A 24,766-nucleotide genomic window follows, 5' to 3' on the forward strand; every position below is an offset into this window, starting at 1 on the left:
TGCCACTGTCATTCGTTCAAGAGCGCATGTGGCTTCTGACGCAATTTAGGGGTGCCAGTGAACACTATAATATGCCGCTCGTGTTACATTTGCGTGGGCAACTGGATATCGCAGCCTGGCAGCAGGCACTGGATGTGTTATTTGCCCGTCATGAAGCCCTGCGCTCGGTCTTTGTTTCTGTTGACGGTCAGCCTCAGGTCCGCCTGCTGGTGGCAGACCGTGGACTGCCGTTGGTTTATCATGACCTGCGCGGGTGCCCGGATGCCGAAACAGAGTTAAAACGACTGCGTACTGAGGAGGTGTATGAGTCATTCGATCTCAGCCAAGGGCCGCTTGTTCGGACGATGCTTATCCGGCTGGCGGATGACGACTATCAGTTTTTACTGACCCAGCACCATATTATTTCCGATGGCTGGTCAGTGAAGGTACTGATAGATGAACTGAACTCTCTCTATACGGCTTTTCTGTCCGGGCAACCGGATCCTTTACCCGTGCTGGCGATCCAGTACCCTGATTATGCAGCCTGGCAGCGGCAGTGGTTTTCCTCTGAACATATGCAGGCGCAAGTTGACTATTGGCGCACGACGTTGGCTGATGCACCGGCTCTGCTGAATTTGCCGACAGACCGGCCACGCCCGTTGGAGCAGTCGTTTGTCGGGCAGATTTTACCCATCAATTTGGATGTGGAATTAATAACCGCTCTGAAACGCCTGAGTGCGCAGCACAATGTCACGTTATTTATGACATTATTGTCTGCCTGGACGGTGGTCTTATCGCGTTTGTCCGGTCAGGAGGATATTATTGTTGGAACCCACAGTTCTGGCCGTAGTCGTCAGGAAGTGGAGCCATTAATTGGATTCTTCGTGAATACACTGTCGTTACGCACAAGAGTTTCGGGTGAGTTGACGGTAGCGGAGTTGCTGGCACAAGTCCGGCAAACCACGTTAGCGGCACAGGCGCATCAGGATTTGCCGTTTGAACAGATGATGGAAATTGTACAACCGTCACGCCAGCTAGACCATATTCCGTTGTGTCAGGCCGTATTTGCCTGGCAGGATTATGAAGATTCCGACTGGACATTGCCGGGGCTGACAGTGTCATCAATTGCTCATGATTTAAATATTACCAACTATGATCTCGAAATAGAGTTTTTTGAAGAGAATGGCATAGTTGCTGGGGCGGTAAGTTATGCCACCGCCCTGTTTGATCAATCGACCATAGAGCGGCACATTGACTATTTGCTTACTGTGCTGCAAACCATGGTAGATAACCCCCAACAGCGGATCAGGGAAATTGATATTCTGATATCAGCAGAGCAATAGTATTAATTTCACCTTACTATAAAAATCCGGTATCGATTATTTATACCGGATTTTTGAGATGCCTCTTTAATATTGTTGTTTCTCTGTAAATTAGGGTTAGCTCCCGCCAGATTAGGCGGGAGCTAATAGAAGAGATGTATTACTCTGTTTTATCCGCATATTCGCACAGATCTTCAATAATACAAGATCCACAGCGTGGTTTACGGGCAATACAGGTATAACGACCGTGTAAAATCAGCCAATGGTGGCAATCTACTTTGAATTCATCAGGTACAACTTGCAATAGCTTCTTTTCGACTTCATCGACATTTTTTCCCGGAGCAAATTGAGTCCGATTGCTGACACGGAAAATATGGGTATCGACAGCTATCGTCGGCCAGCCAAAGGCCGTGTTCAGAACAACATTGGCCGTCTTACGACCGACGCCCGGTAATGCTTCAAGCGCTATGCGATTTTCCGGTACTTCGCCTTGATGCTTTTCCAGCAGGATCCGGCAGGTTTTAATTACGTTTTCGGCTTTGGTGTTATATAACCCGATAGTCTTTATATACTCTTTTAAGCTATCAACGCCCAAATCAAGGATGTCCTGTGGCGTGTTGGCAACCGGATAAAGTCTTGCAGTTGCTTTATTGACGCTGACGTCCGTTGCTTGTGCTGACAGCAATACTGAAATCAGCAGTTCAAATGGTGAATTGAAAACCAGTTCAGTCGTTGGATTAGGGTTGTTATCCCGTAAGCGGGTTAAAATTTCGACCCGTTTTTGTTTATTCATATCTGATTACGCCTTTATCCTCTTGTGATATGGCTGCCACAGCCTTTTTCTATGTTGTCATAGCGACGCGTTTTAGCATCTGTACGGCTTTTAATTCGCTCATCAATGATATATTTCCCGGCCAGCATCAAACCTAATCCAATAAATGCACCTGGTGGTAAAATGGCTAGCAGGAATGGGGAATCCATATGCACAATTTCAATACGTAATGATTTAGCCCAACTGCCTAATAATAGATCTGCACCGTCGAAAAGTGTGCCATTACCCAGAATTTCACGTATGGCGCCAAGTACGAACAGGGCAAATGTTGCCCCAAGCCCCATTGCAATACCATCAAGCGCGGAGTGATAGATTGAGTTTTTTGATGCGTAGGCTTCTGCACGTCCGATAACAATACAGTTAGTCACAATTAGCGGGATAAAGATCCCCAATGATTCATATAATCCGAATGCAAAAGCATTGATTAACATCTGAACGGCACTGACAACAGATGCAATGATCATCACATAAATAGGGATACGGATCTCATGAGGAACCCAACGGCGTAAAGCTGATACGGCGATGTTGGTGCTCAACAGAACCAGTGTCGTTGCCAATCCCAGTCCCAGTGCGTTAGTAGCAGTAGAAGAAACCGCCAAAAGGGGACAAAGCCCCAAAAGTTGTACTAATGCGGAGTTGTTTTTCCATAACCCCTGAAGAAATAGGTTTTTGGTTTCACTCATTTATTTTGCTCCACATGTGGGTAATGAAGAAAGTTGTGCCGGAATGGTTTCCATATAGAGAGTTGTCCGTTTAACGGCATTGACAATAGCACGAGGAGTGATGGTTGCTCCCGTAAACTGATCAAATTCCCCGCCATCTTTTTTAACCGCCCAATGAGTATCATTATTGGAAGCGATTTTCTTGCCAGAAAAAGCATAGATCCAATCGGATATACGGGTATCAATTTTATCTCCTAACCCCGGAGTTTCATGATGTTCGGTAACACGCACACCAAGTACTTTGCCAGAAAAATCTGCGCCTACCAGTAGTTGAATAGCTCCTGAATAGCCATCAGGTGCAGTGCTTTCTATTGCAGCAGCAACCGGAGTACCGTTTTTACGTGCCAGATAGAGACGATGGGATTGTTGATTACCTAAAGCATCTGCGGTTACCAGATAACATTCACTTAGCATATCGTTGTCATACAGCGTGGGAGGAACAACCTGATCCAATAATACCTTATGCTGTAACGCTGCTTGTTCTGCAATCCGGTCTTTTGTCAATGAATAAACAATTGCCGTTAACCCGGTGGTACAAGCGGCAAAAATTGCGAGGGTAATACCGTGACGTCGCATAGTTTCTAACATGGCAGCTCCCTTATTTATGGCCGTAAGCACGGGGTTGTGTGTAATTGTCGATAAGTGGTACGCAGATATTTGCTAATAAAACAGCGAAAGCCACGGCATCTGGATAGCCACCATAGACACGGATAACCCAAATCAGCAAACCAATTACGGCTCCATAAATCAAACGGCCTTTCGGTGTAGTTGATGCGCTGACCGGATCCGTCGCAATAAAGAATGCGCCTAACATGGCTGCGCCGGAAAAAATTTGCAATAAAGGAGGTGAATAACGGCTTGGATCGATCAGCCAGCTAACTAAAGCACAACTTCCCAGTACAAGGATAAATGTGGTCGGGATTTGCCAGTTAATCACTTTGCGATTCAGCATGATTAATCCACCAAACAAGTAAGCCACATTGACCCACTGCCAGCCAATTCCTGCCAGAGTACCTTGCAATATCGGTTGCTGTAATACTTCATTAATGTTGTGGGTCAGTCTGCCGGTTTTGAAGCTATCCAGTGGCGTAGCCTGACTTAATCCATCAATTCCTTGTTGAAGTTGTATCAGAGTCGAACCATCAGGTGTGTGTCCTGTAAAGATCACCATCAGGCAATCCCACGGAGTCAACGTCATGATTTGTAACGAGGCTGGTGGCATCCAGCTTGTCATCTGTACAGGAAATGAAATAAGTAAGACAACATAACCTACCATAGCCGGATTAAATGGATTTTGTCCAAGCCCGCCATAAAGATGTTTAGCAATAATGATGGCAAAGAAAGTACCGAGTATGATCAACCACCACGGTGCCAGCGGCGGCAGACTAATGCCAAGCAGTAATCCGGTCACTAATGCCGAATTATCTTTAAGGTAGGGAATGACCAGTTGTTTCTTTAATGCAATAGCTACAGATTCAGCCATCAATGCGGTAATGATTGCCAACAGGATTTGGATCAAAGTTCCATAGCCAAAGAAATAGGTTTGCACTGCGATACCCGGTATAGCAGCTAAAGCCACCCATAACATAAGCTGGCTGGTATTTTTCTTACTGTGTGTAAAAGGCGAACTGGCGACTTTTAACAGGTTATTGTCAGTTTTGACTGGCCTAAATTTCATCGATAAATGTCACTATTCTGTTAGAGTTTCTTGTTTTTCTTGAGCGGCTTTTTTCGCTTTTACGCGGGCAATGGCGGCCTCGACAGCAGCTTTACGGGGATCAACCTCTTCGGTAACCACGGCTTGAGCTTCTTGTTGTGGAGCAGGTTCAGGCTGAGTTTGAGCGGCTTTCTTTGCTTTTGCACGGGCAATGGCGGCTGCGACAGCGGCTTTGCGGGGATCTTGTTTTTCATCCATGCTATTTTGTTGTGAAATTTCTTGTGACGTTGTCACTTCTTGGTTTTGTTGTGTGGCCTTTTTCGCTTTTGCTCTGGCGATAGCTGCGGCAAGAGCAGCTTTACGAGGATCTTCACTTTCAGCGGATGTTATTGTTGCTGTGGTTTGAGTATTCGATACCTGTTTTTCTGTCTGACGAGCACGTAATTGCTCTTTTCTGGCTTTGCGTGCTGCAATGGCTGCTGCATTATCAGGTGATTGCCCGGCTTGTACGGTGATTGACTCGCCAGCGTTGGACTGTTTTTCTTTCACGCGAGCGAGAGCCGCCTGTACAGCACTTTTATCCTGATTGTCTATTTGAACTATCGCTTTTTTATGGCGTTCTTCGCGAGCCAGTTTCTCGCGTTCCAAACGTGCTTGTTTAGCTTCAAACCGAAGCTTAGCTTCAGTTGATCGGCGAGCTTCGGCATCGATAGCGCGTATTTCGGCTTTTTCCTGCCGATAATACTGAACAAGAGCAATATTGCTAGGGCATACGTAAGCACAAGCACCACACTCAATGCAGTCAAATAAGTTGTGGTTCTTGGCTTTTTCATGCTCTTGACCACGGCTGAACCAGTAAAGTTGCTGGGGTAATAACCCGGCCGGACAAGCTTCAACACATAATCCACAACGGATACAGGCTTCTTCAGTCGCTTTAGGTTCCATTTCCTGGGTGGAAGGGGCAAGTATACAGTTGCTGATCTTGACGATAGGCACATTCAGATCAGGTAAAGAAAAGCCCATTAATGGCCCACCCATAATGACCATTTGCTCTGACTGAGGTTTAAATTTGGCTTGTTGTAACAGAAATTGAACAGGTGTACCTAAACGAGCCCAGAAATTGCCCGGTGAGTTGATGGCTTCTCCCGTCAGAGTGACAACGCGTTCGATTAAGGGTTCTCCGTCAATAATGGTTCGTTTGATGGCCATCACCGTACCAACATTTTGCATAAGAACACCAATACCGGAAGAACGTCCGCCAGTAGGGACTTCTTTGCCCGTCAGGATTTTGGTGAGCTGTTTTGCACCACCGGATGGGTATTTTGTTGGGATAACGCGCACGGCAATCGATTTATCGTCTTTCAGAACATTTTTCAGGGCATCAATTGCTTCAGGTTTGTTATCTTCAATCCCGATCAAAACCTGTTTCGGATTGAGCAAATGTATCAAAATGCGTATGCCTTCGATAATTTCACCGGCATGTTCCTGCATCAAGCGATCATCAGCCGTGATATAAGGCTCACATTCCGCTGCGTTGATGATCAAAGTATTGATATGACTTCCACCACCTTTTAATTTTGCGGCGGTTGGAAATCCTGCACCACCAAGACCAGCAATACCGGCTTGATGAATACGTTGCAGCAAAGTATCAGCATCAAGGGATGTGTAATCCGCGGTTTGGATGCGTTCACACCATTGATCTTCTCCATCTGGACGCAGGCGGACACAGAGTTCTTTCAACCCAGAAGGATGGGCTGTAACACAAGGTTCAATCGCCGTGATAGTACCGGAAGTGGATGCATGAACGGGTACAGTTCTGCCAATCCCTATTGTCAGCGGTTGGCCTTTAAGTACTTTGTCCCCGGCTTTAACCAGTAGCTCTCCCTCCGGGCCAATATGTTGCTGTAAGGGAATAATCAATTCTTCTGGTAACGGAGCATAGCGTAATGGCGTACGGCTGGATTGCAGCTTCATCTCTGGTGGATGAATACCGCCATCAAAATCCCATATTTTGTTTTTGTTAAGCAAATTGAATAGATTAAACATTGGCTTTAACCTCAACAGGCTTAGCAGAAGATATCAACATGGGTTCTGGCTCAACTGGAATATTTTTAACCGGAATGGAGTTTAAATCCCATTTCCAGTTTGATGTTGTGGTTGCAACGGGGATCATCGTAATGCAGTCGGTCGGGCAAGGTGCGACACATAAGTCACAGCCAGTGCAGAGATCTTCAACTACAGTGTGCATTGCGCGATTTGCGCCGATAATGGCGTCAACAGGACATGCCTGAATGCACTTTGTACAACCTATGCAATTTTCTTCATCAATGAAGGCAACTTTCCTAACCGGGTTTTGTATGCTTTCATCGCCATTCAATGGTTGTGGATCAACCCCCAGTAATTCTGACATCTTGAGCATCACTTGCTCTCCGCCCGGGGCACATTTGTTGATCATCTCTCCATTGTTGGCAACAGCTTCTGCATAAGGGCGACAACCCGGATAACCACATTGCCCGCATTGGCTCTGTGGCAGCAGATTATCGACTTTTTCAACAATCGGATCTTCTTCCACTTTAAAACGGCGAGCGGCAAAACCCAGAATTAACCCAAAGATTAACCCGAGTATGCTTAATACACTGATAGCAATCCATAAAGATATCATTAGAATTTCACCAAACCACTAAAGCCCATAAATGCAAGGGACATTAACCCAGCAGTAATAAGCCCTATCGATGAACCACGAAAAGGGGCCGGAATATTGGCAACCGCCAAACGTTCACGAATTGCGGCAAATAGCACCATGACAAGGGAAAATCCAGCGGCAGCCCCGAAACCATATATCGCAGATTGTAAAAAATTATGTGATTGATTGACGTTCAGCAAAGCCACACCAAGCACAGCACAGTTTGTTGTTATCAATGGCAGGAAGATGCCTAATAAGCGATAGAGTGCAGGGCTGGTCTTGCGAACTGCTAATTCGGTGAATTGGACAACAACGGCAATCACAAGAATAAAACTTAAGGTGCGTAAATAAACCAGATCCAGCGGAACAAGAATGAAAGTATTTACCAACCATGAACTGATAGAGGCGAGGGTCAGGACAAAAGTGGTTGCCATCCCCATGCCAATGGCAGTTTCGAGTTTCTTGGATACTCCCATAAATGGACATAAGCCTAAAAACTTCACTAAAACGAAGTTATTGACCAAGACCGTGCCAATAAATAAAAGAAGGTATTCAGTCATTGCTATCCTGAAAATAAGAGATTTGATGAAAACAATATATGTTTATAGTCGTGAAAATGACAGAAACTCCCCCGCCTTGTGGTGAGGCAAGCGGGGGCAATGATAACAATCAATTTTAGGGGATGTTATCGATCTTGTGTGAAAGTCATTTTAACCCGATAAGAGCGCTTGATATAAGGAACAAAAACAGCAGCAGCTAATAGGGGCCAAAGTAGTGAGCGAATAGCCATTTCGTCGGGAATAGGAGAAAAAGCAAATGTTTTAATGGCAATAAGAACAGAAAGTGTTAACCAGATGATAAAAATACGTGGGAATCGTTTTGAACGAATAAAAAGCAACTTTAATACCCAAAACGTAAAACACCACATAATAGCCGTGGTTAATACAGAGATATACCACAGGATAGTGAAATTACCTCCTGTTTGGTGAATGACATTGCCTTGCTGAAAAAAAGTTATGACATATAACACTAACATTGAACTGGCAGCGATAAGCGTCATGATTAAATAAGCGGCAGGAGCCAATAACCAACCGTTGATACGGTAATAATCATTGGATTGATACATAAAAAATATTCTCTCCATGATGGGTATTCAGATACCAAAAGATAGTAACACAGGAATTAAGATTATTTGCTAATGAATAAGAGCTGGTGGTATTTTCTGATGCTTTGTTATAATAGTTTAACAAATGTTAAGAGGCAGTTATGAGTAATTCTCTGAAAGTTGGTTTGGTTGGATATGGTTATGCCAGTAAGACATTTCATGCACCATTAATTGCAGAGACGCCAAATGTTGAGTTAGTTGCCATTTCCAGTAGTGATATAGAAAAAGTTAAAAAAGATTGGCCAACCATTAATGTTGTCTCTTCACCAGAAGCGTTATTCAACGATCCAGATATTGACCTCATTGTTATCCCGACTCCCAACGATACCCACTACCCATTAGCGCAAAAAGCATTGTCTGCTGGTAAGCATGTTGTGATTGATAAACCTTTTACGGTTACGGTGGAAGAGGCAGAGGCACTTAAGAAGCAGGCGAAAGATGCTAACTTATTGTTGTCTGTATTCCATAATCGTCGTTGGGATGCAGGTTTTTTGACCGTTCAATCGCTGATTAAAGAAAATGTATTGGGAGAATTAAAGTATTATGAATCCCGTTTTGATCGCTATCGTCCGGTTGTTCGTCAACGCTGGAGAGAAGCGGCAGGAGCGGGTAGTGGGATTTGGTATGACTTGGGCCCTCATTTATTGGATCAGGCAGTTCAGTTTTTTGGTAAGCCTCAAGCCATTACAACAGACTTAGGTATGATACGCCCAAATGCTGAAACACCAGATTATTTTCATGCACAACTCAAGTATCCCGGGTTAAAAGTGGTATTACATGCATCAATGCTTGTAGCAGCGGAATCTCCCATTTATACCCTGCATGGAATGGCGGGCAGTTACATAAAATATGGTTTAGATACACAGGAAGAGTGTTTGAAAGCAGGCGAAAAGCCATCGCAGGAAGGTTGGGGTTATGATGCGCGCTATGGATATGTGACGTTGTCACAAGGTGATGGCTTGATTACGCAAGCCATTCCTAATTTACCGGGTAACTATGGTGCTTATTATGCTGCTATTCGTGATGCTATCTTGACAGGAAAACCTAACCCTGTGACCGCAGATGAAGCTATCTTGATTATGAAGTTGATTGAGGCAGGTGAAAAATCAGCGAAAGAGCAACGTACTGTGGTGATTGATTAACCTCAATTGATTAACTTTAAAGTAAGAGGAATGGCATTGATGGGCTGGTGGCAAAAGTTAAAAATCGATCCTTTTCTGTTAACACTGATTACCGTAGTAATGATTGCGTCATTTTTCCCCTGTGAAGGAGAAGTAAAGACGTGGTTCCAACATTTAACTACGGCAGCTATTGCATTGCTGTTTTTTATGCATGGAGCCAAACTTTCACGTGATGCGATTCTGGCAGGAATAGGGCATTGGCGTCTGCATTTAATTATTTTTTTTAGTACTTTTGTTTTATTCCCTATATTAGGTATGGGGTTACATTTCATTGTACCGGAATGGATGTCGTCAACGGTCTATATGGGATTTTTGTATCTTTGTGCTTTACCAGCCACTGTGCAGTCAGCGATTGCTTTTACTTCTGTTGCCAGAGGAAATGTAGCTGCCGCGATATGCAGTGCTTCAGCATCTAGTCTGTTGGGAGTCTTTCTTTCTCCATTACTTGTTGGTTTTCTGATCCAGATTCATGATGGTGTTGGTGATAGTACTGGTAATAGTGCTGTTCATCCTGATACATGGAAAGCGATAAAAGATATTATCCTGCAATTAATGGTGCCTTTTATTGTTGGTCATTTGTCACGCCCATTGATTGCCGATTGGGTAGAACGGCATAAAAAGTTGGTCAATGTGACGGATCGTTCATCTATTTTACTGGTGGTGTATGTTGCATTCAGCGAAGCGGTTGTAGAAGGCATTTGGCATAAAATTGATGCTTATTCACTGGTTATGATTGGTATTGTCTGTTGTGTTCTGCTGGCAATGGTATTAACCATTAATGTATGCAGCTCACGCTTATTTGGATTCAGCAAAGAAGATGAAATTACCATCGTTTTTTGTGGCTCCAAGAAAAGCCTCGCCAATGGAGTGCCGATGGCGAATGTTTTATTTCCGGCTGCAATGGTTGGCATTATGCTGTTGCCGTTAATGATCTTCCATCAAATCCAATTGATGGTCTGTGCGGTACTTGCAAATCGGTATGCTGCCCGCCGAAAAAAGGCAGAGTGATCTTCTGCCTTTAAAAGTAAAAAGTACGATTTGTTATCATCTGTTAGCGGTTTGCAACTTTAGCGCTTAATGCTTGTTTCTCTGTTTCACTCAGGAATGCTGTTGCCAACCCATTAATCTGTGCCTGTCGTATCTGTTCTGGCGATAGTCCAGCGGCAGGCGAAGCAACGTTGTACTCATTGCGAATTTCAATTCCTTCAACGGCCGGGTCATCGGTATTGATTGATGCCAGAATGCCATGCTCAAGGAATTTTTTCAGCGGGTGAGCTGATAAGGAGCTGACGGTACTGGTTTGCAGGTTTGATGTCAGGCAGGATTCAACACCAATGCGGTTTTCCGCAAGATAATCCATGAGCGCAGGATCGGTGATAGCCTTAACGCCGTGGCCGATTCTGGTTGCTCCCAACTTGCGGATCGCGTGCCAGATGCTTTCTGCGCCGGCTGCTTCTCCTGCGTGTACACTGATGTTCCAACCCGCATCACGTGCCTGGATAAAATGTGGTTCAAACAGCTGCCCGGGGAAACCAAGTTCATCACCTGCCAAATCCATCGCAGTAATATGTTGTTTATGGGCAAGCAAGCCTGCTAATTCTTGAGAACAGGCTTTTTCTCCGAATGTTCTGCTCAGAATACCAATCAGGCGAATTTGGATAGCGTGTTGTTTGCTGGCGGCGTGAATACCGTCAATGACAGCTTCTACGACACCTTCAACCGGAAGCTGGTGTTTCATTGCCATATAGTAAGGTGAAAAACGGAGTTCAGCATAATCCAGTCCGGCATTGACTGCATCTTCTACGTTTTCTACCGCAACCCTGTGGCAAGCATCCAAATCAGCCAGTACAGCAACACCCCAATCAAGTTTTTGCAGAAAGCTAATAAGATTTGGCTCATTTTCAATGACCTGGACATGGGGACGCAGAGTTTCCAGTTCATAAGCAGGGAGAGCGATATTATGTTGACGACCAAGATCCAGAATGGTTTCAGAGCGAATGTTACCATCAAGGTGACGGTGTAAGTCAGTGAGTGGAAGCTGTGTATCAATCATTTTTTTGTCCTTCTTATCAGAAAAATATACAAAAAAGCCAGTCAACGCATTGACTGGCAATGAAAGCACTATTTATCGTTTTTTTTACGATGTTTTTACTGTGTCGGTCTTTTTAACCTTCAGCGTGTACTTTCTTGTAGGGAACCCTAATCGGGTTCTGTTCTATTACTCAGTAGCAGGAAATTCAGCTTCACTATCATGCTGATTTGATTCACCTGCATTATCATGGGAGTCGATGAGGTGATTATCAAGCAGGAATTGATGTAAGCTGGACTCTTTACCATTTAATTTCACTTTGCCGTTGGCGTAGTGGAGGTTGAGGTCAATGGCGTCATCGGTGTTAGTCACAACGTTAAGTGCAGCACCTTGAGCGGCTATAAATTGAACCTGCATGTTAGCGGTTTTTTCAGCTTTGTTTTTATCTTCACCTAAATATTCGCCTGATTTGGTGATTTGTTCAATCAGCATGGGCTTAGACAATTTGACATTAAGTGATAATTCCTGGAGTAGGGTACGGAGCTGTTCTTCTGTTCCCATTTGAGCGATTTTATTCAGATCTTCAGGAATGTTTTGCAGCGCAATCTTAAAATCTAATGTGCTTTCACCTTTACTGTTTTTCCAGCTAAATGGCACGATACTGAAGTGTGGATTGTTTTTCAGCAGTATTGGCAAGTGGCTGAAAAGATCAGCGGCCATATTCTGAGATGATTGTTCTAACTCTTTGGTAGAAAATGATTTTGCTATAATATCATTGTAGGTTTGCGAAAATTTATGAACGGCTTGACCATCCAAATTATCTGCGTTAAACACGAGTTTACCTGAACCGAAATCCAGATTGCCCATTTTGAGTCCATCGATTTCATAAGCAACACCAGTATTCACGTTCTCCTTGTTTTCACTCATTTTGGTTGAAATTTTTAAATTCGTGAGAAGGAAATCGTCTTTACCATTGGAACTTTTCGAGGTTATTTCGCCAATAGCATAGTTTTGATTGCCCAAATAGAGATCGAATTTACCTTTTTTATTGTCACCAGCGTTAAAATCAATACCCTTGAGAGTGATAATTCTTTTTTCTGAAGGTACATCTACGGTCAGTTCATCGCTTTTGATACTGAAAGAAAGCTCACTTAAATCACGGCTGATATCTGTGTTGATTTTGGCACCGGAAAAAGTGATCTTAGTTCCGTCTTTATTCGTATGTTCGACTGGCACAATCTCAATATTGGAAGATAAATTGCCGCTATAACTTACACTAGCATCAATGTTAAACAGAGATTTACCATTAGTAATTTCAAACAGTTCTTTTAGTTGATCACTCTGTTCAATTTCTGAATGGATAGAGGCCATTTTAGGGACGAAATTGAATTTTTTCAGGACTGAAATTGGGAATGGGCCATGATCGATATGAGATTTGAAGATTATTTTTTCGTTTGGTTTCATGCCCGCATTTTTTGCATCATCTTTTACACTCAGGATAAAACGGACGTCAGAGCTGAAAATACCACGCTGGAAATCTTTTACCTGCATTTCAAGCCTGCTATCGGGGAATGCATCTGTAAGTTCTGTGTTCATCTTCTGGACTGTTTTATCCAAACGAGCTTCAACTTTCTTCCCTGTGTACCAGGACGCACCTGTCCACGCTGCACCTAAAGCAACAATTACGCTTACAGCTACTAACGATTTTTTCATGTGGGAATTCCATCCTTATTTTGCGCATACAATATCATTGGGATATATGCGATATGTCTTTGGGTAAAAAAAGTTGTTAATTGTATAGGTTAACTAAAGAACTTTTAATCGCTTTTCAATAAAAATGTGATTAACAACCAATGGGTAAAAGTATAACTATATGAATTTAATCTATTTATTTGACACCTTGGCAAGTTTCCCATTGCCATGAGCAGTCATGATTTTCTCTATAGCAGATAAGAAGACTGATTCACCTGAGACTATTCTCAATTCTTGCTTACCAGAATTTATAGTCACCTGACCATCAAAGCAAAATAGAACTGATGCAGAATCATTCTCTAATACTATCGGTTGTGCTGAAACAGTATAAATTGAAAAATGAAAATCGTTGACGGGAACAGGGTAATTTAGAGCGTCTTTTTCCTGAGTTGGGATAGTTAACAACGTATCGGCCGATTTAGAGATAAAATCCAGATTAGCCATTAATTCAGGGACATCCATATGTTTACTGGTTAAACCAGCACGCAGAACATTATCTGAATTAGCCATAACTTCTAATGCAATACCTTCAAGGTAAGCGTGAGGAGTGCGGGCATAGAGAAACATTGCCTGTCCTGGTTGCAGTTCAACGATATTGAGCAGAAGAGGGGTAAACAGGCCATTATCATCAGGATAGAACACAGTCATCTTTCTGATGGTATCCCAAGGTTCTCCCCGGCGGCTATTTAATGCTGATTTTAATACTGCGATGGCTAAACTTTTCTGCTTGCCCTGCATGGTCAGTAACTGAGAAAAAAGAAATGATAAATTTTGCTCAGTGGGGTTTTGCATAAATGTTTGGATATTGGGATGTGCGCCAGAAACGTAACTAAGAAGCTCAGCAATTTCTGGTAAAGGCCGGAAAGCATTCATCGCTTTAAATGGCGTTAGTGCATACACTAGCTCTGGCTTATGGTTATCATCCTTGTAATTGCGTTGTGGTGAATCCAAAGGAATACCCGCAGCATTCTCCTTAGCAAACCCTTTTTCTGCTGATGGTTTATCAGGATGTACCTGAATAGAAAGAGGTTGAGCGGCGCATAACACTTTAAACAAAAATGGCAGACGTTGGAATTGATCCGCTACTTTTTTACCCAAATACTTTTCCGGATTTTGAGCGATAAGCTGTTTTAATGTGATAGGTTCGCCTGTTGCAGGATCAGTAACCTGAGAACTGCATTTCGGATGTGCTCCCATCCATAATTCTGCCATTGGCTGATTGTCAGGATTTTCGATGCCATAAATATTTGTCAGGGCGGTTTTACTCCCCCAATCATAATGTTGGATCTGGTTGGTCATTTTCAGCATGGCTGGATTTCCTATAATAAAAAATATACCTACTTATATAACAACAATACAATAAACACGATTAGGTCGCATTATCGATAGTAAATTTATGGCACTATAAACAAATGCCGACTAATTTATCTGCAAAGTTTGATCTGGCGTATTCAATTATTTTGTGTGCTAAGGAGATAGTAATGGCAGCCACTCGCATTGAAAAAGACTCAATGGGGCCAATTGAAGTACCTGCTGACCAATTATGGGGAGCGCAGACTCAACGTTCACTGGAACATTTCCGTATTTCTCAGGAGAAAATGCCAGTTGCATTGATCCATGCTCTTGCATTGACTAAACAGGCTGCGGCCAGTGTCAATATGGATCTGGGCCTCTTACCGAAGGAACGTGGTGAGGCAATTATCGCTGCGGCGAAAGAGGTATTAGAAGGCAAACACCCAACAGAATTCCCTCTTGCTATCTGGCAGACGGGGTCGGGCACTCAAAGCAACATGAACATGAATGAAGTGCTGGCGAACCGTGGTAGTGAGATCCTTGGCGGTCAAAGAGGCAATGAACGCTTGATCCATCCTAATGATGATGTTAACAAGAGTCAAAGTTCGAATGACGTGTTTCCAACAGCAATGCATGTTGCGGCCGTTATCGCATTGAGTGAGCATCTATTGCCTGAGCTGAAAGTACTGCAAAAAACACTGGCAGATAAAGCAGAAGCATTTAAAGACATTGTAAAAATTGGTCGTACTCACCTGCAAGATGCGACACCTCTGACTTTAGGTCAGGAAATTTCAGGTTGGGCCGCAATGCTGGTTCATAATCTGAAACACATTGAAGATAGCATTCCTCATGTATGTGAATTGGCGCTGGGTGGAACAGCCGTTGGAACGGGCTTGAATACTCATCCTGAATATGCAGTTCGTGTTGCGAAAAAGATCGCTGAATTATCCGGGCAACCTTTTGTAACTTCACCAAATAAATTTGAAGCACTGGGTACTTGTGATGCACTGGTTCATTCCCATGGTGCATTGAAAGGTTTGGCTGCATCATTGATGAAAATTGCCAATGATATTCGCTGGCTGGCTTCTGGCCCTCGTTGTGGAATCGGTGAAATCTCCATTCCTGAAAATGAGCCGGGCAGCTCTATTATGCCAGGTAAGGTTAATCCGACTCAGTGTGAAGCGATGACTATGCTATGTGCGCAAGTCATGGGTAACGACGTAGCGATTAACATTGGCGGCGCATCTGGTAACTTTGAGCTGAACGTCTTCCGCCCAATGGTTATTCATAATTTCTTGCAGTCTGTTCGTTTGCTGGCGGACGGTATGCGCAGTTTCAGTGAACATTGTGCTATCGGTATTGAGCCTAATCGTGCCCGTATTACTCAGTTGTTGAATGAATCTCTGATGCTGGTAACTGCGCTGAATACCCATATCGGTTATGACAAAGCGGCAGAAATCGCTAAGAAAGCACATAAAGAAGGTCTGACTCTAAAACAGTCAGCAATGCAACTGAGTTATCTGACCGAAGCTGAATTTGACGCTTGGGTGCGCCCGGAAGATATGGTTGGCAGCATGAAATAATAACTCTTGCTGATTTTGGTATTGGCTGATGTAAGACCGGAGGGTAAATCCTCCGGTTTTTCTATTTCTACATCAGCCAAATTGGTCGCCTTATATTTCCCGATAAAGGTGTAAACGCGGTATCACGAGCTCAAGTGGTTTTGCTTTAGGTTTATGGCGGTATTTGATTGCATTGGCATTATAGTTCGATAACGTACCCACTTTGGGTTTGATCTCACTGTTTTCAGTATAAAAAGCGATGATTGGCAGAGGGCAGGCATACTGAACCTGTTTTTGTATTTCTGAATACCAAACGCGAGCTATGGGTTGTACTTTTACTGGTCGTTTAATTTTCAAAACTACATCATCGGGTAGCTTTTTGATATCTGTGATTTCTAATGCAACCAATGCAGCCCATTGATCGCTGGAGTAGGGGGGAACGGCTTTTCCGGCATTATAACTTTTTTCCAACCGTTCAAGAACTTGTTGTTTGGTCACTTTATTAATGATGTTTTTGTTGGCCCAACCAAAATTGATGGTATCTGGGTTCACGAGGGGAGTTATCGTGCGATAGGCATTTAAGGTAATTAAACCACGTAAATGATCGTGGACAAATTCAAATCGTTGCTCTTTGCTAACCCCTGATTCTTTAGTTACGATGTTTTCCAGCTCGGCTTTGAGTTGATTAACTTCTTTTATAACATCCATTGCAGTTTTATATTGCTGGTGGCTTACAGAAAAACATAGTGCGCCTGGCAATCGACTTGCTGCTTTGCTGCTGATATTAGGGTGGTTATGGTGTATGAATAGCTTCTGATAGAAGCTTAAACCTAAGCTAAGTGCTTCATTTCCTTGTAATGGATTCACATTAATTTCGGTAATTTGCTCATGTTCTTCGCCTTTTTCAATTTGTGGTAATTGAAATACCCGGGCATCAATAAGCGGATATTTTATCAACAACTCAATCAGCTCAGCCAATTTTTCTTCCTGTTTTTTAAAACAGGATGTAAGTGATTCTATTGAAAGGTATTTATTCATATCTTATTGCTCTGATTTTCAAGCCAACGATTTTTTACTCATTTAGTTACAACATACTATTAAACAAAATCAAAAAACAGCTCAACCACCCAAAAAAGAAAAAAATAAAGTCAAATAGGGCAGATAAGGAGAATTAATCTTTGAAATGGGTTATTGATAAACATTTATAGATTGTGTTAAAAACTAAAAACAAGTATCCCCTTAATTTTTTAAATTAGTGATCGTGAATAACTAATTAGTTAGCAAACTCATAAGAAATTCTTTCAATTTTAAAAATTTTATTTGTAAAATTTACATGCAGAGGTGGTTTAATATGAATAAATTAATTAAGCCAGTAAATTCTTTTACCAAGATCGTTGATACATTATTACCATATTCTGAGTCAGTCTCATCTGAACAACCAACACAAGGTACGTTGATTAAAGTTGAGCGTGAATTTGCTAAGTTTTTTTTACTTGAGAAGGGATATGTAAATATTCGCAGGCTAGGTGATGATTTAATCATTGCAACAGTGTTTTCACCGTATGTTCTGGGCTTATCTTTCTATTCTGGTGCAGAAGTTTATTACTCTATCGAACTTGGCCCTGACTGTAAGATATATCAATTACCTCGTATTAGTGCGTTAGGTGCTATAAAGAAACACGATCTTTACAGGGAGTGGATGAGAGTAGTCTCTTATAAAATGGCTTTTTTATATGCGAGGGATATCAGTATATTTCGTCATGGCGCTAAAGAGATTGTATGCAGCTTATTATCCCGCCTTATCACTTTGCCAGACGATTTCAGAGAAAATATATCTGTTATCAAATATATAGAACAGCGATGCACACTTTCACGTAGTTGTATACAGCGTATATTATTTTCTCTAAAAAAAGACAAACACATTGAAATAATTGATGGTTATTTAAGCAAGGTTAATTTATTACCAACAGAATCACATTATTAATCATTAAACTTTATGCTGTTAATTTATTGAGCTTCATTCCTAAATAAAAAGTAAGTATTGTTAATAATGAAATAAAAATGGCAACACCATTCCATTGATAAAATGACTAAAACATTCCGCCTAATGTTCCTGATATACTTGAACCTGCATAATAACAAAATAGGAGCCCCAAGCTTAATTCACTGGGGGTCACAAATGACATTGAAAAAATCTAGTATAAATAACAATTTTTCTTGAATAACAAAAGTGATGATGATTATTATTAATATCACTATTTGCACAATAACAACGAGGTATCAAAATGCGTATTGGGATGAGTGTCGCGGCAGCGTTACTGGGAGTGGTATCAACATCGGCTATGGCGTTGGAATATCCTCTGGGGCAACCAGTTATCAAAAATGGCATGGAAATTCAAGGTGTTTACTTGCAACCGATCACCATGTCGATGGAAGGCAAACATAAAATGCACCATCTGGCGGCTGAAAAATCCGATATTCATCTGGAAGCGGATATTCACGCGGTCGAAGAGAATCCAAATGGTTTTGCCGAAGGGGATTGGATCCCATATTTGAAAGTCGATTATAAGGTTACTAAGTTAGATGAGCCGAAAAAAACACAATCCGGCACATTTATGGCAATGGTCGCCAGCGATGGTCCTCACTATGGTGAAAATTTGAAACTGAATGGTTATGGAAAATACCGTGTGGAATATCGTATTTCCCCGCCAAGTATGAATGATGAGGTTACATTCGGGCGTCATATCGATAAAGAAACTGGCGTGGCGGCATGGTTCGAACCATTTAGTGTTTCGTGGGACTTCGATTACGCCGGAACGGGTCGCAAAGGCAGTTATTAAGTTATTGGAAACAGCGAGCAATAATAAAGCGCTCGCTGTTATTAGACATTGGACGTCACGCTCTCGTCGAGGTTTATCATGAAATCATTCATTTTCACTCTGTGCATCGCGGTCGTATCGTTGATTTATGTGCCCATGGTGATTGCCGCTGAAAAATTTACCATTGAACTTGAAATGAATAACGGTAAGTTAACTCCACCGGTGTTAAATGTGCCTGCGAAAACGCCCGTTCGGATCAAAATTCGCAATACCGGTACGGAGCCTGTTGAATTTGAAAGCACGCAATTGCGTAAAGAAAAAGTCTTGGCGCCCGGTGCGAGCTCGGTGGTGGTGATAGCACCGCTTAAACCGGGAAAATATACATTTTTTGATGATTTTCATCTCGCGCACCCCGTCGGTGAGATAATAGCTGAGTAATCATTTGGTTGCAGGATATGGTATGGGACAAGTTCTTTTTGTGGTATGGCGCGAAAGCTTTGAGGCGCTACTCGTAGTCGGCATTATTTATGCGTGGATCAAACAACACCCTGATGCAGAGGCAGGGCGCCGTTATTTATGGAGCGGTGTCGCACTTGGGGGGGCCTTATCCCTCTTTTTAGCCCTGTTAATTTACGGCGTATTTAATGTGCTCGATGACAGCGGACAAACCTATTTTATGATTGGGATGTCGCTCTTTGCCTGTGTCCTTATCGTACAAATGGTGTACTGGATGAGCCAGCACAGCGCCTCACTTAAATCGGGTATTGAACACGAAATGGTTCGTAGCGCACAAAACCACTCTTGGTGGGGAGCATTGTTTATCGTCGCGATCGCGATTGCGCGTGAAGGTAGTGAAATCGTTGTTTTTCTCTCCAGTATCGTGATGGGGCTAACGCGAGATTCCATGTGGTCGTTTACGGGGGAAGTAGTATTAGGGATCGTGATAGCTGCACTGACATTGCATTTGTTCTTACTTAGCTATAAAAAAATTGCGTGGAAATGGTTTTTCCGTATCACTGGTATCGTACTGCTTTTCTTAGCATGTTCATTGCTTCTCAAAGGCGTGGAAGAGATTTCCAATGTGCTGTTAGAACACGATATTGAGCTGAATGATTTTCTCATCTACCCATTATGGGATACCAGCAATTGGTTAGATGACTCAGGGTTGATAGGGAATTTTATGGCTACCCTGTTTGGGTATCGGGCGCAACCTATTGGGGTAAGTGTGCTGACGTTTGCCGTTTATTGGGTCATCGTGATTGCGTTATTCCGTCGTCGGGGGCATCGTCATGCTACGTAATACGTTGAGAATGACTGTTTCACTATTACTGTTATTGAGTTTAGGCGCGGGGGCGGAAAAGTATCGTGCGGGGCTTCCAAACATCGGTAATGAAATCGTTATTGCCAAAGGGGATATTCCTACACCGACGCAATATCAACCGATGATTGCGGCCTATATGAAAACGATGGGCGTACAAGTGGCGGCCATTGAAGCGCAGTTAATAACATTGCAAGGTGCATTAAACGCAGGAAATTGGCAAGCGGCGCAGCAAGCGTATATTCAGGCTCATTATGATTATGAGACGATCCGCGCGGTGGTTGTTGTTTTTGGTCATGCAGATCGTGTGATTAACCCCCACGCTAGTTATTTTCTTGAACAGGAGCGCGATCCGAAATTTATCGGTTTTCATCGTGTTGAATACGCACTGTTTTCAACGAACGATAAATCGGATGCTTTGGCAGCAACGCAAGCGCTACTGCGTAATGTACAAGATTTAAAACAGCGTGTAGCGGTGGAAACGCTCCCGATAGCAAAATTAGTGCAATCCGCGGATGACAGCATTGAGCTTATTTTAGAGACAAAACTCGGCGGTGATGAAAACCGCTATAGTCGCAGTGACTTGGCGGATATTGCGGCAAATTTGCAAGGTGCGCGCTGGATAGTTGACGGGTTGGCGCCATTTTTACCCTCTGAAATAGTGACATCACTCAATACGCAATTTGATACGCTTGATTCCGTGATGGCGAATTATCGCTCTGCACAAGGGCAATATTTCCATTATGAGCAACTCTCTCATCGGGATAAACAACAGCTTTACGCCCAACTGACACAGTTAGCGGAGGCGTTGTCTGGACTGCGGACAGCATTGAAGATAGATGTGTATTATAAATACCGGAACGAACCATGAAACACGAAAAAAACACGATCCCCAGTGAGAATGAATCGATTTCGCTGAGTAAACGCACGACGTTGAAATGGCTAGGAGCAGGCAGCATTCTGTTATCCGGTGGGACGCTGAGTTTACCGACAATGGCGATACCGGAAACGAAAACATGTGACAACCTCAGCCGCACACATACCATTCCTTATTTAGGAAAACATCAGGCGGGCGTGATCACGCCAGAACAAAAAGAAGCGATTTTTTTGTCGCTGAATTTAACAGTTTCCACGCTTGATGAGGTTGAAGACGTTTTTAAGCGCTTGACACAATGTATTGCTCGATTAACGCAAAACCGGCAGGCGGAAAAAATCACGAATGATCGTATGCCGCCAGCAGAATCTGGGATTCTCGGTAGTTATTTAGCGGCAGATGATTTAACCATGACGATTTCACTCGGTCATTCGCTCTTTGATAACCGTTTTGGGTTAACCTCGCTAAAACCGGAAAAATTTGTTGCGATGACCGCGTTCCCAAATGACCGCTTAGAAGCGTCGTGGTGTGGCGGTGATCTCTTACTGCAATTGTGTGCCAATAGCCGAGAAACTGTGATTTATGCATTACGTGATGTTTTGCGTCAGCTATCGGGAAAGGTTGCACCGCTTTGGAAGATAGATGGTTTTTTACCTGCTCGCGATATTGAATGCAAAACAACGCCTATCAATTTGTTTGGATTTAAAGATGGCACAGGCAATGCCGATGCGAAAGATGATGACTTAATGAACTCCCTCGTCTGGGTTACGAAAAAAGAACCTGCGTGGATAGAAAATGGCAGTTATCAAGCCGTTCGTCTCATCCGCTTTGCATTGGAATTTTGGGATAGAACCCCGCTTGAAGATCAAGAGAATGATTTTGGACGACATAAAGCGAGCGGGGCGCCGATGGGAAAGCAGCATGAGCACGACGACCCCGAGTTTAATCGTGATCCACATGGCGATCGGGTGTTATTTGACTCCCATATGCGTCGAGCGGAGCCTCGAACAACCGAACGGCATGTTTCCAAATTACGTCGGCGCAGTTATAGTTACTCACTTGGGTTAACATCAACAGGGCAACTCGATATGGGGCTGATTTTTGTTTCATTCCAAAATGACCTGAAAAAAGGCTTTATTGATACCCAAAAACGGTTAAATGGTGAGCCCTTAGAGCGCTACATTAAACCTTTCGGCGGTGGCTACTATCTGGTTCTACCGGGTATATCATCCAAGTATGATTATCTTGGAGAGAGTCTGATCCGAGCCGCTCGCGCCCTCACTTAATTTATAACAGGCATGCATGGGCAATAACGATTCGATACACCTTTTTGATAAATACAGTTTTGCCCAATGCATATTGACAGTTCACTCTATTTCAACATCAGAGATAGTTGAATTTCTACTAATACCCACATGATTTCCTTTATATACCGATTCACTCCAGCAACAGAGCGTTTAACACAACATTTGTTCTCAAATATTATTGATGCAAATTGTTAATCAAAAGTAACAATCACGAGAAGTTCGTGTGAAAGATCACATTTTTGCTTCAAACGGATACCTTCTGCTTTAAACCGCGACATAATCGTTACTAATTATTTAGAGGCGCAAATTAAATAGCGGGAGGCACAGTGAGTGTGGACGTACAGCCAAGCCATGTTGACCAGATTAAGCAAATTAATATCGGTCTGGTCTATCGTCTGATTGATCAATATGGACCTATTTCACGTATTGCACTCTCTAAAAAAGCGCAGTTGGCTCCTGCCAGTATTACGAAGATTACACGAGAGCTGCTGGATGCTCACTTAGTGAAAGAAGTCGAGTTTCCTGATTTGGGGTTTCGTGGACGTCCAGCGACCGGATTGAAAATTGATAGTCAAGGGTGGCAATTTCTGTGTATACGTATTGATAATGGTAGCGTCGCATTTGGGCTTCGGGATTTAAGCAACAACTTGGTTGCTGAACAAGAATTACCATTTCTTTCATCCGAAAACCAAGATTTTCTGGACGATCTTGTTGCCCTGATTGATGATTTTTTCTTTCGGCATCAATCTCGTCTTGAGCGTTTGACTGCTATCAGTATTACCACTAATGCGATTGTTGATCCGATTAATAGAGTTGTTCATAGTTCACCGTATTACAATATCCAGAACCTTCCTCTTGGGTCATTTTTATATCGGTGTATCGGAGTGCCTATTTTTTTGCAGCATGGCATTACTGCGTGGACAATTGCAGAATCTTTATACGGGGCAGGGAAGAATTGTCAGAATATTATCCAGGTTGTCATTGATGACAATGTCGGTGTCGGTATTATGACAGCAGGGCAAATACTTCATGCAGGAAATCAAAGTGTTGTCGAAATAGGGCATACGCAAGTCGAGCCTGATGGTGAACATTGCTATTGCGGTAATACTGGTTGCCTGGAAACTGTTGTCGGCATCAAAAACATTTTGATAAAAGCACGGCAGTTAGCTCAAAAACAGCCTGATTCGTTAATGTCTACAAAAACACCTCTGACAGTTGAATGGCTTTGTCAGACTGCACAGCAAGGTGATCTTCTTGCAATAGAAATTATCCGTGATGTTGGGAAGAGAATCGGGGATATCATGGCGATTATGGTCAACATTTTCAATCCTGACAAAATACTGATTGGTTCGCCGCTGAATGCAGCGCAACATATTCTTTATCCTGTCATTCAACAGAAAATCACTCAGCTTTCACTTCCGGGATACAGTCAAAAAGTTGATATTGTTGCTACTGAATTTACTAATTCAGGAACTCTGCCAGCGGCATCATTGATTAAGCAATCACTATACAGTGGTCAGTTGCTGCTCGAAATCATGCAAGGATAGAACACATTTGATAAAACATTGAGCTAACGCAATCCCTGTCCCAAACACATCTCCTACACTTCAAGTCTGCTCGCTATAAACTTTAGTAGCCAGTTTATCTGTTACCACGGAAATGAATTTATGTTAACGCGCTTATTTGTTACAGGCACGGATACCAACATCGGTAAAACAGTTGTTACCCGCGCTTTACTGCAAATCTTTAATCATGAAGGGACAACCGCAGTAGGATATGAACTTCTTGCAAGGGAAGAAAGTCAAATTGACTTTGTTCAAATGACAAACTGTCTTAACAAATTGAGTCATAAAGCAGACCGCGTAATTGTTGATGGAGAGGGTGGCTGGCGTGCATTATCACAAGATAATGCGTTCTATTCTGATTGGGTAATGAAGGAAAAACTGCCTGTTATTTTAGTCGTTGGGATCCAAGCCGGATGTGTCAACCATGCCATTCTGACTGCCCAATCGATTATTAGTGACGGGTTACCACTGATTGGTTGGATACCCAATCGTATTAATCCTGGATTGGCACATTATGCAATAGTATTAGAGAGGTTACGTTGTCATATACCAGCCCCTCAATTAGGTGAAATTCCCTATCTTTTAAGGCCAGAAGAGCGGGATTTGTCTCATTATCTGGATATCTCAGTTATCTCGGCATTTGATACTTTATCTTTTGGTAATTAAGAAAAAATGGAAACAAAAAAGGGAGTTAACATATACTCCC

At 42.8% G+C, this 24,766-nt stretch carries 23 protein-coding genes and 1 pseudogene; 12 read left to right on the top strand and 12 right to left on the bottom strand.

What is annotated here, in order from left to right; genetic code table 11:
• Positions 1 to 5: 5 nt before the first annotated feature.
• A pseudogene (locus Xbud_RS21595) lies at positions 6 to 1,322 on the top strand (condensation domain-containing protein); the annotation flags it as partial.
• Positions 1,323 to 1,461: 139 nt separating this feature from the next.
• On the opposite strand, the gene nth reads toward Xbud_RS21595, so the two are convergent.
• From nth to Xbud_RS06390, 8 genes are all read right to left on the bottom strand, one after another.
• On the bottom strand, positions 1,462 to 2,094 hold the full coding sequence (nth, locus tag Xbud_RS06355) for an endonuclease III (RefSeq protein ID WP_099135268.1): 633 nt from the start codon (positions 2,092 to 2,094) through the stop codon (positions 1,462 to 1,464).
• 14 nt (positions 2,095 to 2,108) lie between these two features.
• Positions 2,109 to 2,816: an electron transport complex subunit E gene (locus Xbud_RS06360; RefSeq protein WP_099135269.1), complete on the bottom strand. Its 708-nt coding sequence runs from the start codon at positions 2,814 to 2,816 to the stop codon at positions 2,109 to 2,111.
• Positions 2,817 to 3,443: an electron transport complex subunit RsxG gene (rsxG, locus tag Xbud_RS06365; RefSeq protein ID WP_099135270.1), complete on the bottom strand. Its 627-nt coding sequence runs from the start codon at positions 3,441 to 3,443 to the stop codon at positions 2,817 to 2,819.
• Positions 3,444 to 3,453: 10 nt separating this feature from the next.
• Positions 3,454 to 4,533, bottom strand: a complete 1,080-nt coding sequence (gene rsxD, locus Xbud_RS06370; RefSeq protein ID WP_099135271.1) for an electron transport complex subunit RsxD — start codon at positions 4,531 to 4,533, stop codon at positions 3,454 to 3,456.
• Positions 4,534 to 4,545: 12 nt separating this feature from the next.
• A complete protein-coding gene (rsxC, locus tag Xbud_RS06375) occupies positions 4,546 to 6,558 on the bottom strand; it encodes an electron transport complex subunit RsxC (protein WP_099135272.1) in 2,013 nt (670 codons plus the stop codon).
• Positions 6,551 to 7,174 carry an electron transport complex subunit RsxB gene (gene rsxB / locus Xbud_RS06380; protein ID WP_099135273.1) on the bottom strand — a complete coding sequence of 208 codons (624 nt, stop codon included), beginning with the start codon at positions 7,172 to 7,174 and terminating at the stop codon, positions 6,551 to 6,553. Before rsxB ends, rsxC begins: the two co-directional genes overlap by 8 nt.
• On the bottom strand, positions 7,174 to 7,755 hold the full coding sequence (rsxA, locus tag Xbud_RS06385) for an electron transport complex subunit RsxA (RefSeq protein ID WP_047680103.1): 582 nt from the start codon (positions 7,753 to 7,755) through the stop codon (positions 7,174 to 7,176). The genes rsxB and rsxA overlap by 1 nt, the downstream gene beginning before the upstream one ends.
• Positions 7,756 to 7,880: 125 nt before the next feature.
• Positions 7,881 to 8,321, bottom strand: a complete 441-nt coding sequence (locus tag Xbud_RS06390) for a DUF2569 domain-containing protein (RefSeq protein WP_099135274.1) — start codon at positions 8,319 to 8,321, stop codon at positions 7,881 to 7,883.
• Positions 8,322 to 8,461: 140 nt separating this feature from the next.
• On the opposite strand from Xbud_RS06390, the gene Xbud_RS06395 reads away from it, so the two are divergent.
• Both Xbud_RS06395 and Xbud_RS06400 read left to right on the top strand, forming a co-directional pair.
• The gene (locus Xbud_RS06395; protein WP_099135275.1) at positions 8,462 to 9,502 is read left to right on the top strand and encodes an oxidoreductase; all 1,041 of its coding nucleotides are present in this window, start codon (positions 8,462 to 8,464) and stop codon (positions 9,500 to 9,502) included.
• 39 nt (positions 9,503 to 9,541) lie between these two features.
• Complete coding sequence (locus Xbud_RS06400) at positions 9,542 to 10,549, top strand: bile acid:sodium symporter family protein (RefSeq protein ID WP_099135276.1); 1,008 nt, start codon at positions 9,542 to 9,544, stop codon at positions 10,547 to 10,549.
• Between the two features lie 43 nt (positions 10,550 to 10,592).
• Here the strand turns inward: Xbud_RS06400 and add are convergent, their stop codons facing one another.
• The 3 genes from add to manA form a co-directional block, all read right to left on the bottom strand.
• Positions 10,593 to 11,594, bottom strand: coding sequence for an adenosine deaminase (gene add, locus Xbud_RS06405; protein ID WP_099135277.1), 1,002 nt, complete (start codon positions 11,592 to 11,594; stop codon positions 10,593 to 10,595).
• Between the two features lie 165 nt (positions 11,595 to 11,759).
• Entirely contained in the window at positions 11,760 to 13,283 is a 1,524-nt protein-coding gene (locus Xbud_RS06410) for a YdgA family protein (RefSeq protein WP_099135278.1), read from the bottom strand.
• A gap of 171 nt (positions 13,284 to 13,454) precedes the next feature.
• Positions 13,455 to 14,630: a mannose-6-phosphate isomerase gene (gene manA, locus Xbud_RS06415; protein WP_099135279.1), complete on the bottom strand. Its 1,176-nt coding sequence runs from the start codon at positions 14,628 to 14,630 to the stop codon at positions 13,455 to 13,457.
• 173 nt (positions 14,631 to 14,803) lie between these two features.
• Here manA and fumC point away from each other — a divergent pair, with 173 nt between their 5' ends.
• Entirely contained in the window at positions 14,804 to 16,198 is a 1,395-nt protein-coding gene (fumC, locus tag Xbud_RS06420) for a class II fumarate hydratase (RefSeq protein ID WP_099135280.1), read from the top strand.
• Between the two features lie 90 nt (positions 16,199 to 16,288).
• Here the strand turns inward: fumC and tus are convergent, their stop codons facing one another.
• Entirely contained in the window at positions 16,289 to 17,215 is a 927-nt protein-coding gene (gene tus, locus Xbud_RS06425; protein WP_099135281.1) for a DNA replication terminus site-binding protein, read from the bottom strand.
• Positions 17,216 to 17,528: 313 nt separating this feature from the next.
• Here tus and Xbud_RS06430 point away from each other — a divergent pair, with 313 nt between their 5' ends.
• The 8 genes from Xbud_RS06430 to bioD all read left to right on the top strand — a co-directional run bounded on the left by Xbud_RS06430 (position 17,529) and on the right by bioD (position 24,726).
• Positions 17,529 to 18,161, top strand: a complete 633-nt coding sequence (locus tag Xbud_RS06430; RefSeq protein WP_099135282.1) for a helix-turn-helix domain-containing protein — start codon at positions 17,529 to 17,531, stop codon at positions 18,159 to 18,161.
• A 301-nt stretch (positions 18,162 to 18,462) separates the two neighbouring features.
• Positions 18,463 to 19,017, top strand: a complete 555-nt coding sequence (locus Xbud_RS06435) for an iron transporter (RefSeq protein ID WP_099135283.1) — start codon at positions 18,463 to 18,465, stop codon at positions 19,015 to 19,017.
• A gap of 78 nt (positions 19,018 to 19,095) precedes the next feature.
• Positions 19,096 to 19,434 (top strand): cupredoxin domain-containing protein, encoded by a 339-nt coding sequence (locus Xbud_RS06440; RefSeq protein ID WP_099135284.1) that lies wholly within the window; start codon positions 19,096 to 19,098, stop codon positions 19,432 to 19,434.
• 22 nt (positions 19,435 to 19,456) lie between these two features.
• On the top strand, positions 19,457 to 20,296 hold the full coding sequence (locus Xbud_RS06445) for an FTR1 family iron permease (protein WP_099135285.1): 840 nt from the start codon (positions 19,457 to 19,459) through the stop codon (positions 20,294 to 20,296).
• Positions 20,286 to 21,185 (top strand): EfeM/EfeO family lipoprotein, encoded by a 900-nt coding sequence (locus tag Xbud_RS06450; protein WP_099135286.1) that lies wholly within the window; start codon positions 20,286 to 20,288, stop codon positions 21,183 to 21,185. The genes Xbud_RS06445 and Xbud_RS06450 overlap by 11 nt, the downstream gene beginning before the upstream one ends.
• Entirely contained in the window at positions 21,182 to 22,474 is a 1,293-nt protein-coding gene (efeB, locus tag Xbud_RS06455; protein ID WP_099135287.1) for an iron uptake transporter deferrochelatase/peroxidase subunit, read from the top strand. The genes Xbud_RS06450 and efeB overlap by 4 nt, the downstream gene beginning before the upstream one ends.
• 347 nt (positions 22,475 to 22,821) lie before the next feature.
• Positions 22,822 to 24,042 (top strand): sugar metabolism global transcriptional regulator Mlc, encoded by a 1,221-nt coding sequence (mlc, locus tag Xbud_RS06460; protein ID WP_099135288.1) that lies wholly within the window; start codon positions 22,822 to 22,824, stop codon positions 24,040 to 24,042.
• Between the two features lie 120 nt (positions 24,043 to 24,162).
• A complete protein-coding gene (gene bioD, locus Xbud_RS06465) occupies positions 24,163 to 24,726 on the top strand; it encodes an ATP-dependent dethiobiotin synthetase BioD (protein WP_099135289.1) in 564 nt (187 codons plus the stop codon).
• The last annotated feature ends 40 nt before the right edge of the window (positions 24,727 to 24,766 follow it).

This window comes from Xenorhabdus budapestensis, assembly GCF_002632465.1.
Classification (GTDB): Bacteria; Pseudomonadota; Gammaproteobacteria; order Enterobacterales; family Enterobacteriaceae; genus Xenorhabdus; species Xenorhabdus budapestensis.

Excerpts from the sequence above, each read along its gene's own strand:
- bioD (WP_099135289.1), top strand. The coding sequence starts at position 24,163 with ATGTTAACGCGCTTATTTGTTACAGGCACGGATACCAACATCGGTAAA.
- Xbud_RS06450 (WP_099135286.1), top strand. The coding sequence starts at position 20,286 with ATGCTACGTAATACGTTGAGAATGACTGTTTCACTATTACTGTTATTG.
- fumC (WP_099135280.1), top strand. The coding sequence starts at position 14,804 with ATGGCAGCCACTCGCATTGAAAAAGACTCAATGGGGCCAATTGAAGTA.
- Xbud_RS06390 (WP_099135274.1), bottom strand. The coding sequence starts at position 8,321 with ATGTATCAATCCAATGATTATTACCGTATCAACGGTTGGTTATTGGCT.
- manA (WP_099135279.1), bottom strand. The coding sequence starts at position 14,630 with ATGCTGAAAATGACCAACCAGATCCAACATTATGATTGGGGGAGTAAA.
- Xbud_RS06395 (WP_099135275.1), top strand. The coding sequence starts at position 8,462 with ATGAGTAATTCTCTGAAAGTTGGTTTGGTTGGATATGGTTATGCCAGT.
- rsxA (WP_047680103.1), bottom strand. The coding sequence starts at position 7,755 with ATGACTGAATACCTTCTTTTATTTATTGGCACGGTCTTGGTCAATAAC.
- rsxC (WP_099135272.1), bottom strand. The coding sequence starts at position 6,558 with ATGTTTAATCTATTCAATTTGCTTAACAAAAACAAAATATGGGATTTT.
- Xbud_RS06400 (WP_099135276.1), top strand. The coding sequence starts at position 9,542 with ATGGGCTGGTGGCAAAAGTTAAAAATCGATCCTTTTCTGTTAACACTG.
- rsxB (WP_099135273.1), bottom strand. The coding sequence starts at position 7,174 with ATGATATCTTTATGGATTGCTATCAGTGTATTAAGCATACTCGGGTTA.
- add (WP_099135277.1), bottom strand. The coding sequence starts at position 11,594 with ATGATTGATACACAGCTTCCACTCACTGACTTACACCGTCACCTTGAT.
- Xbud_RS06440 (WP_099135284.1), top strand. The coding sequence starts at position 19,096 with ATGAAATCATTCATTTTCACTCTGTGCATCGCGGTCGTATCGTTGATT.
- efeB (WP_099135287.1), top strand. The coding sequence starts at position 21,182 with ATGAAACACGAAAAAAACACGATCCCCAGTGAGAATGAATCGATTTCG.
- tus (WP_099135281.1), bottom strand. The coding sequence starts at position 17,215 with ATGAATAAATACCTTTCAATAGAATCACTTACATCCTGTTTTAAAAAA.
- Xbud_RS06435 (WP_099135283.1), top strand. The coding sequence starts at position 18,463 with ATGCGTATTGGGATGAGTGTCGCGGCAGCGTTACTGGGAGTGGTATCA.
- Xbud_RS06430 (WP_099135282.1), top strand. The coding sequence starts at position 17,529 with ATGAATAAATTAATTAAGCCAGTAAATTCTTTTACCAAGATCGTTGAT.
- Xbud_RS06410 (WP_099135278.1), bottom strand. The coding sequence starts at position 13,283 with ATGAAAAAATCGTTAGTAGCTGTAAGCGTAATTGTTGCTTTAGGTGCA.
- Xbud_RS06360 (WP_099135269.1), bottom strand. The coding sequence starts at position 2,816 with ATGAGTGAAACCAAAAACCTATTTCTTCAGGGGTTATGGAAAAACAAC.
- Xbud_RS06445 (WP_099135285.1), top strand. The coding sequence starts at position 19,457 with ATGGGACAAGTTCTTTTTGTGGTATGGCGCGAAAGCTTTGAGGCGCTA.
- rsxG (WP_099135270.1), bottom strand. The coding sequence starts at position 3,443 with ATGTTAGAAACTATGCGACGTCACGGTATTACCCTCGCAATTTTTGCC.
- nth (WP_099135268.1), bottom strand. The coding sequence starts at position 2,094 with ATGAATAAACAAAAACGGGTCGAAATTTTAACCCGCTTACGGGATAAC.
- rsxD (WP_099135271.1), bottom strand. The coding sequence starts at position 4,533 with ATGAAATTTAGGCCAGTCAAAACTGACAATAACCTGTTAAAAGTCGCC.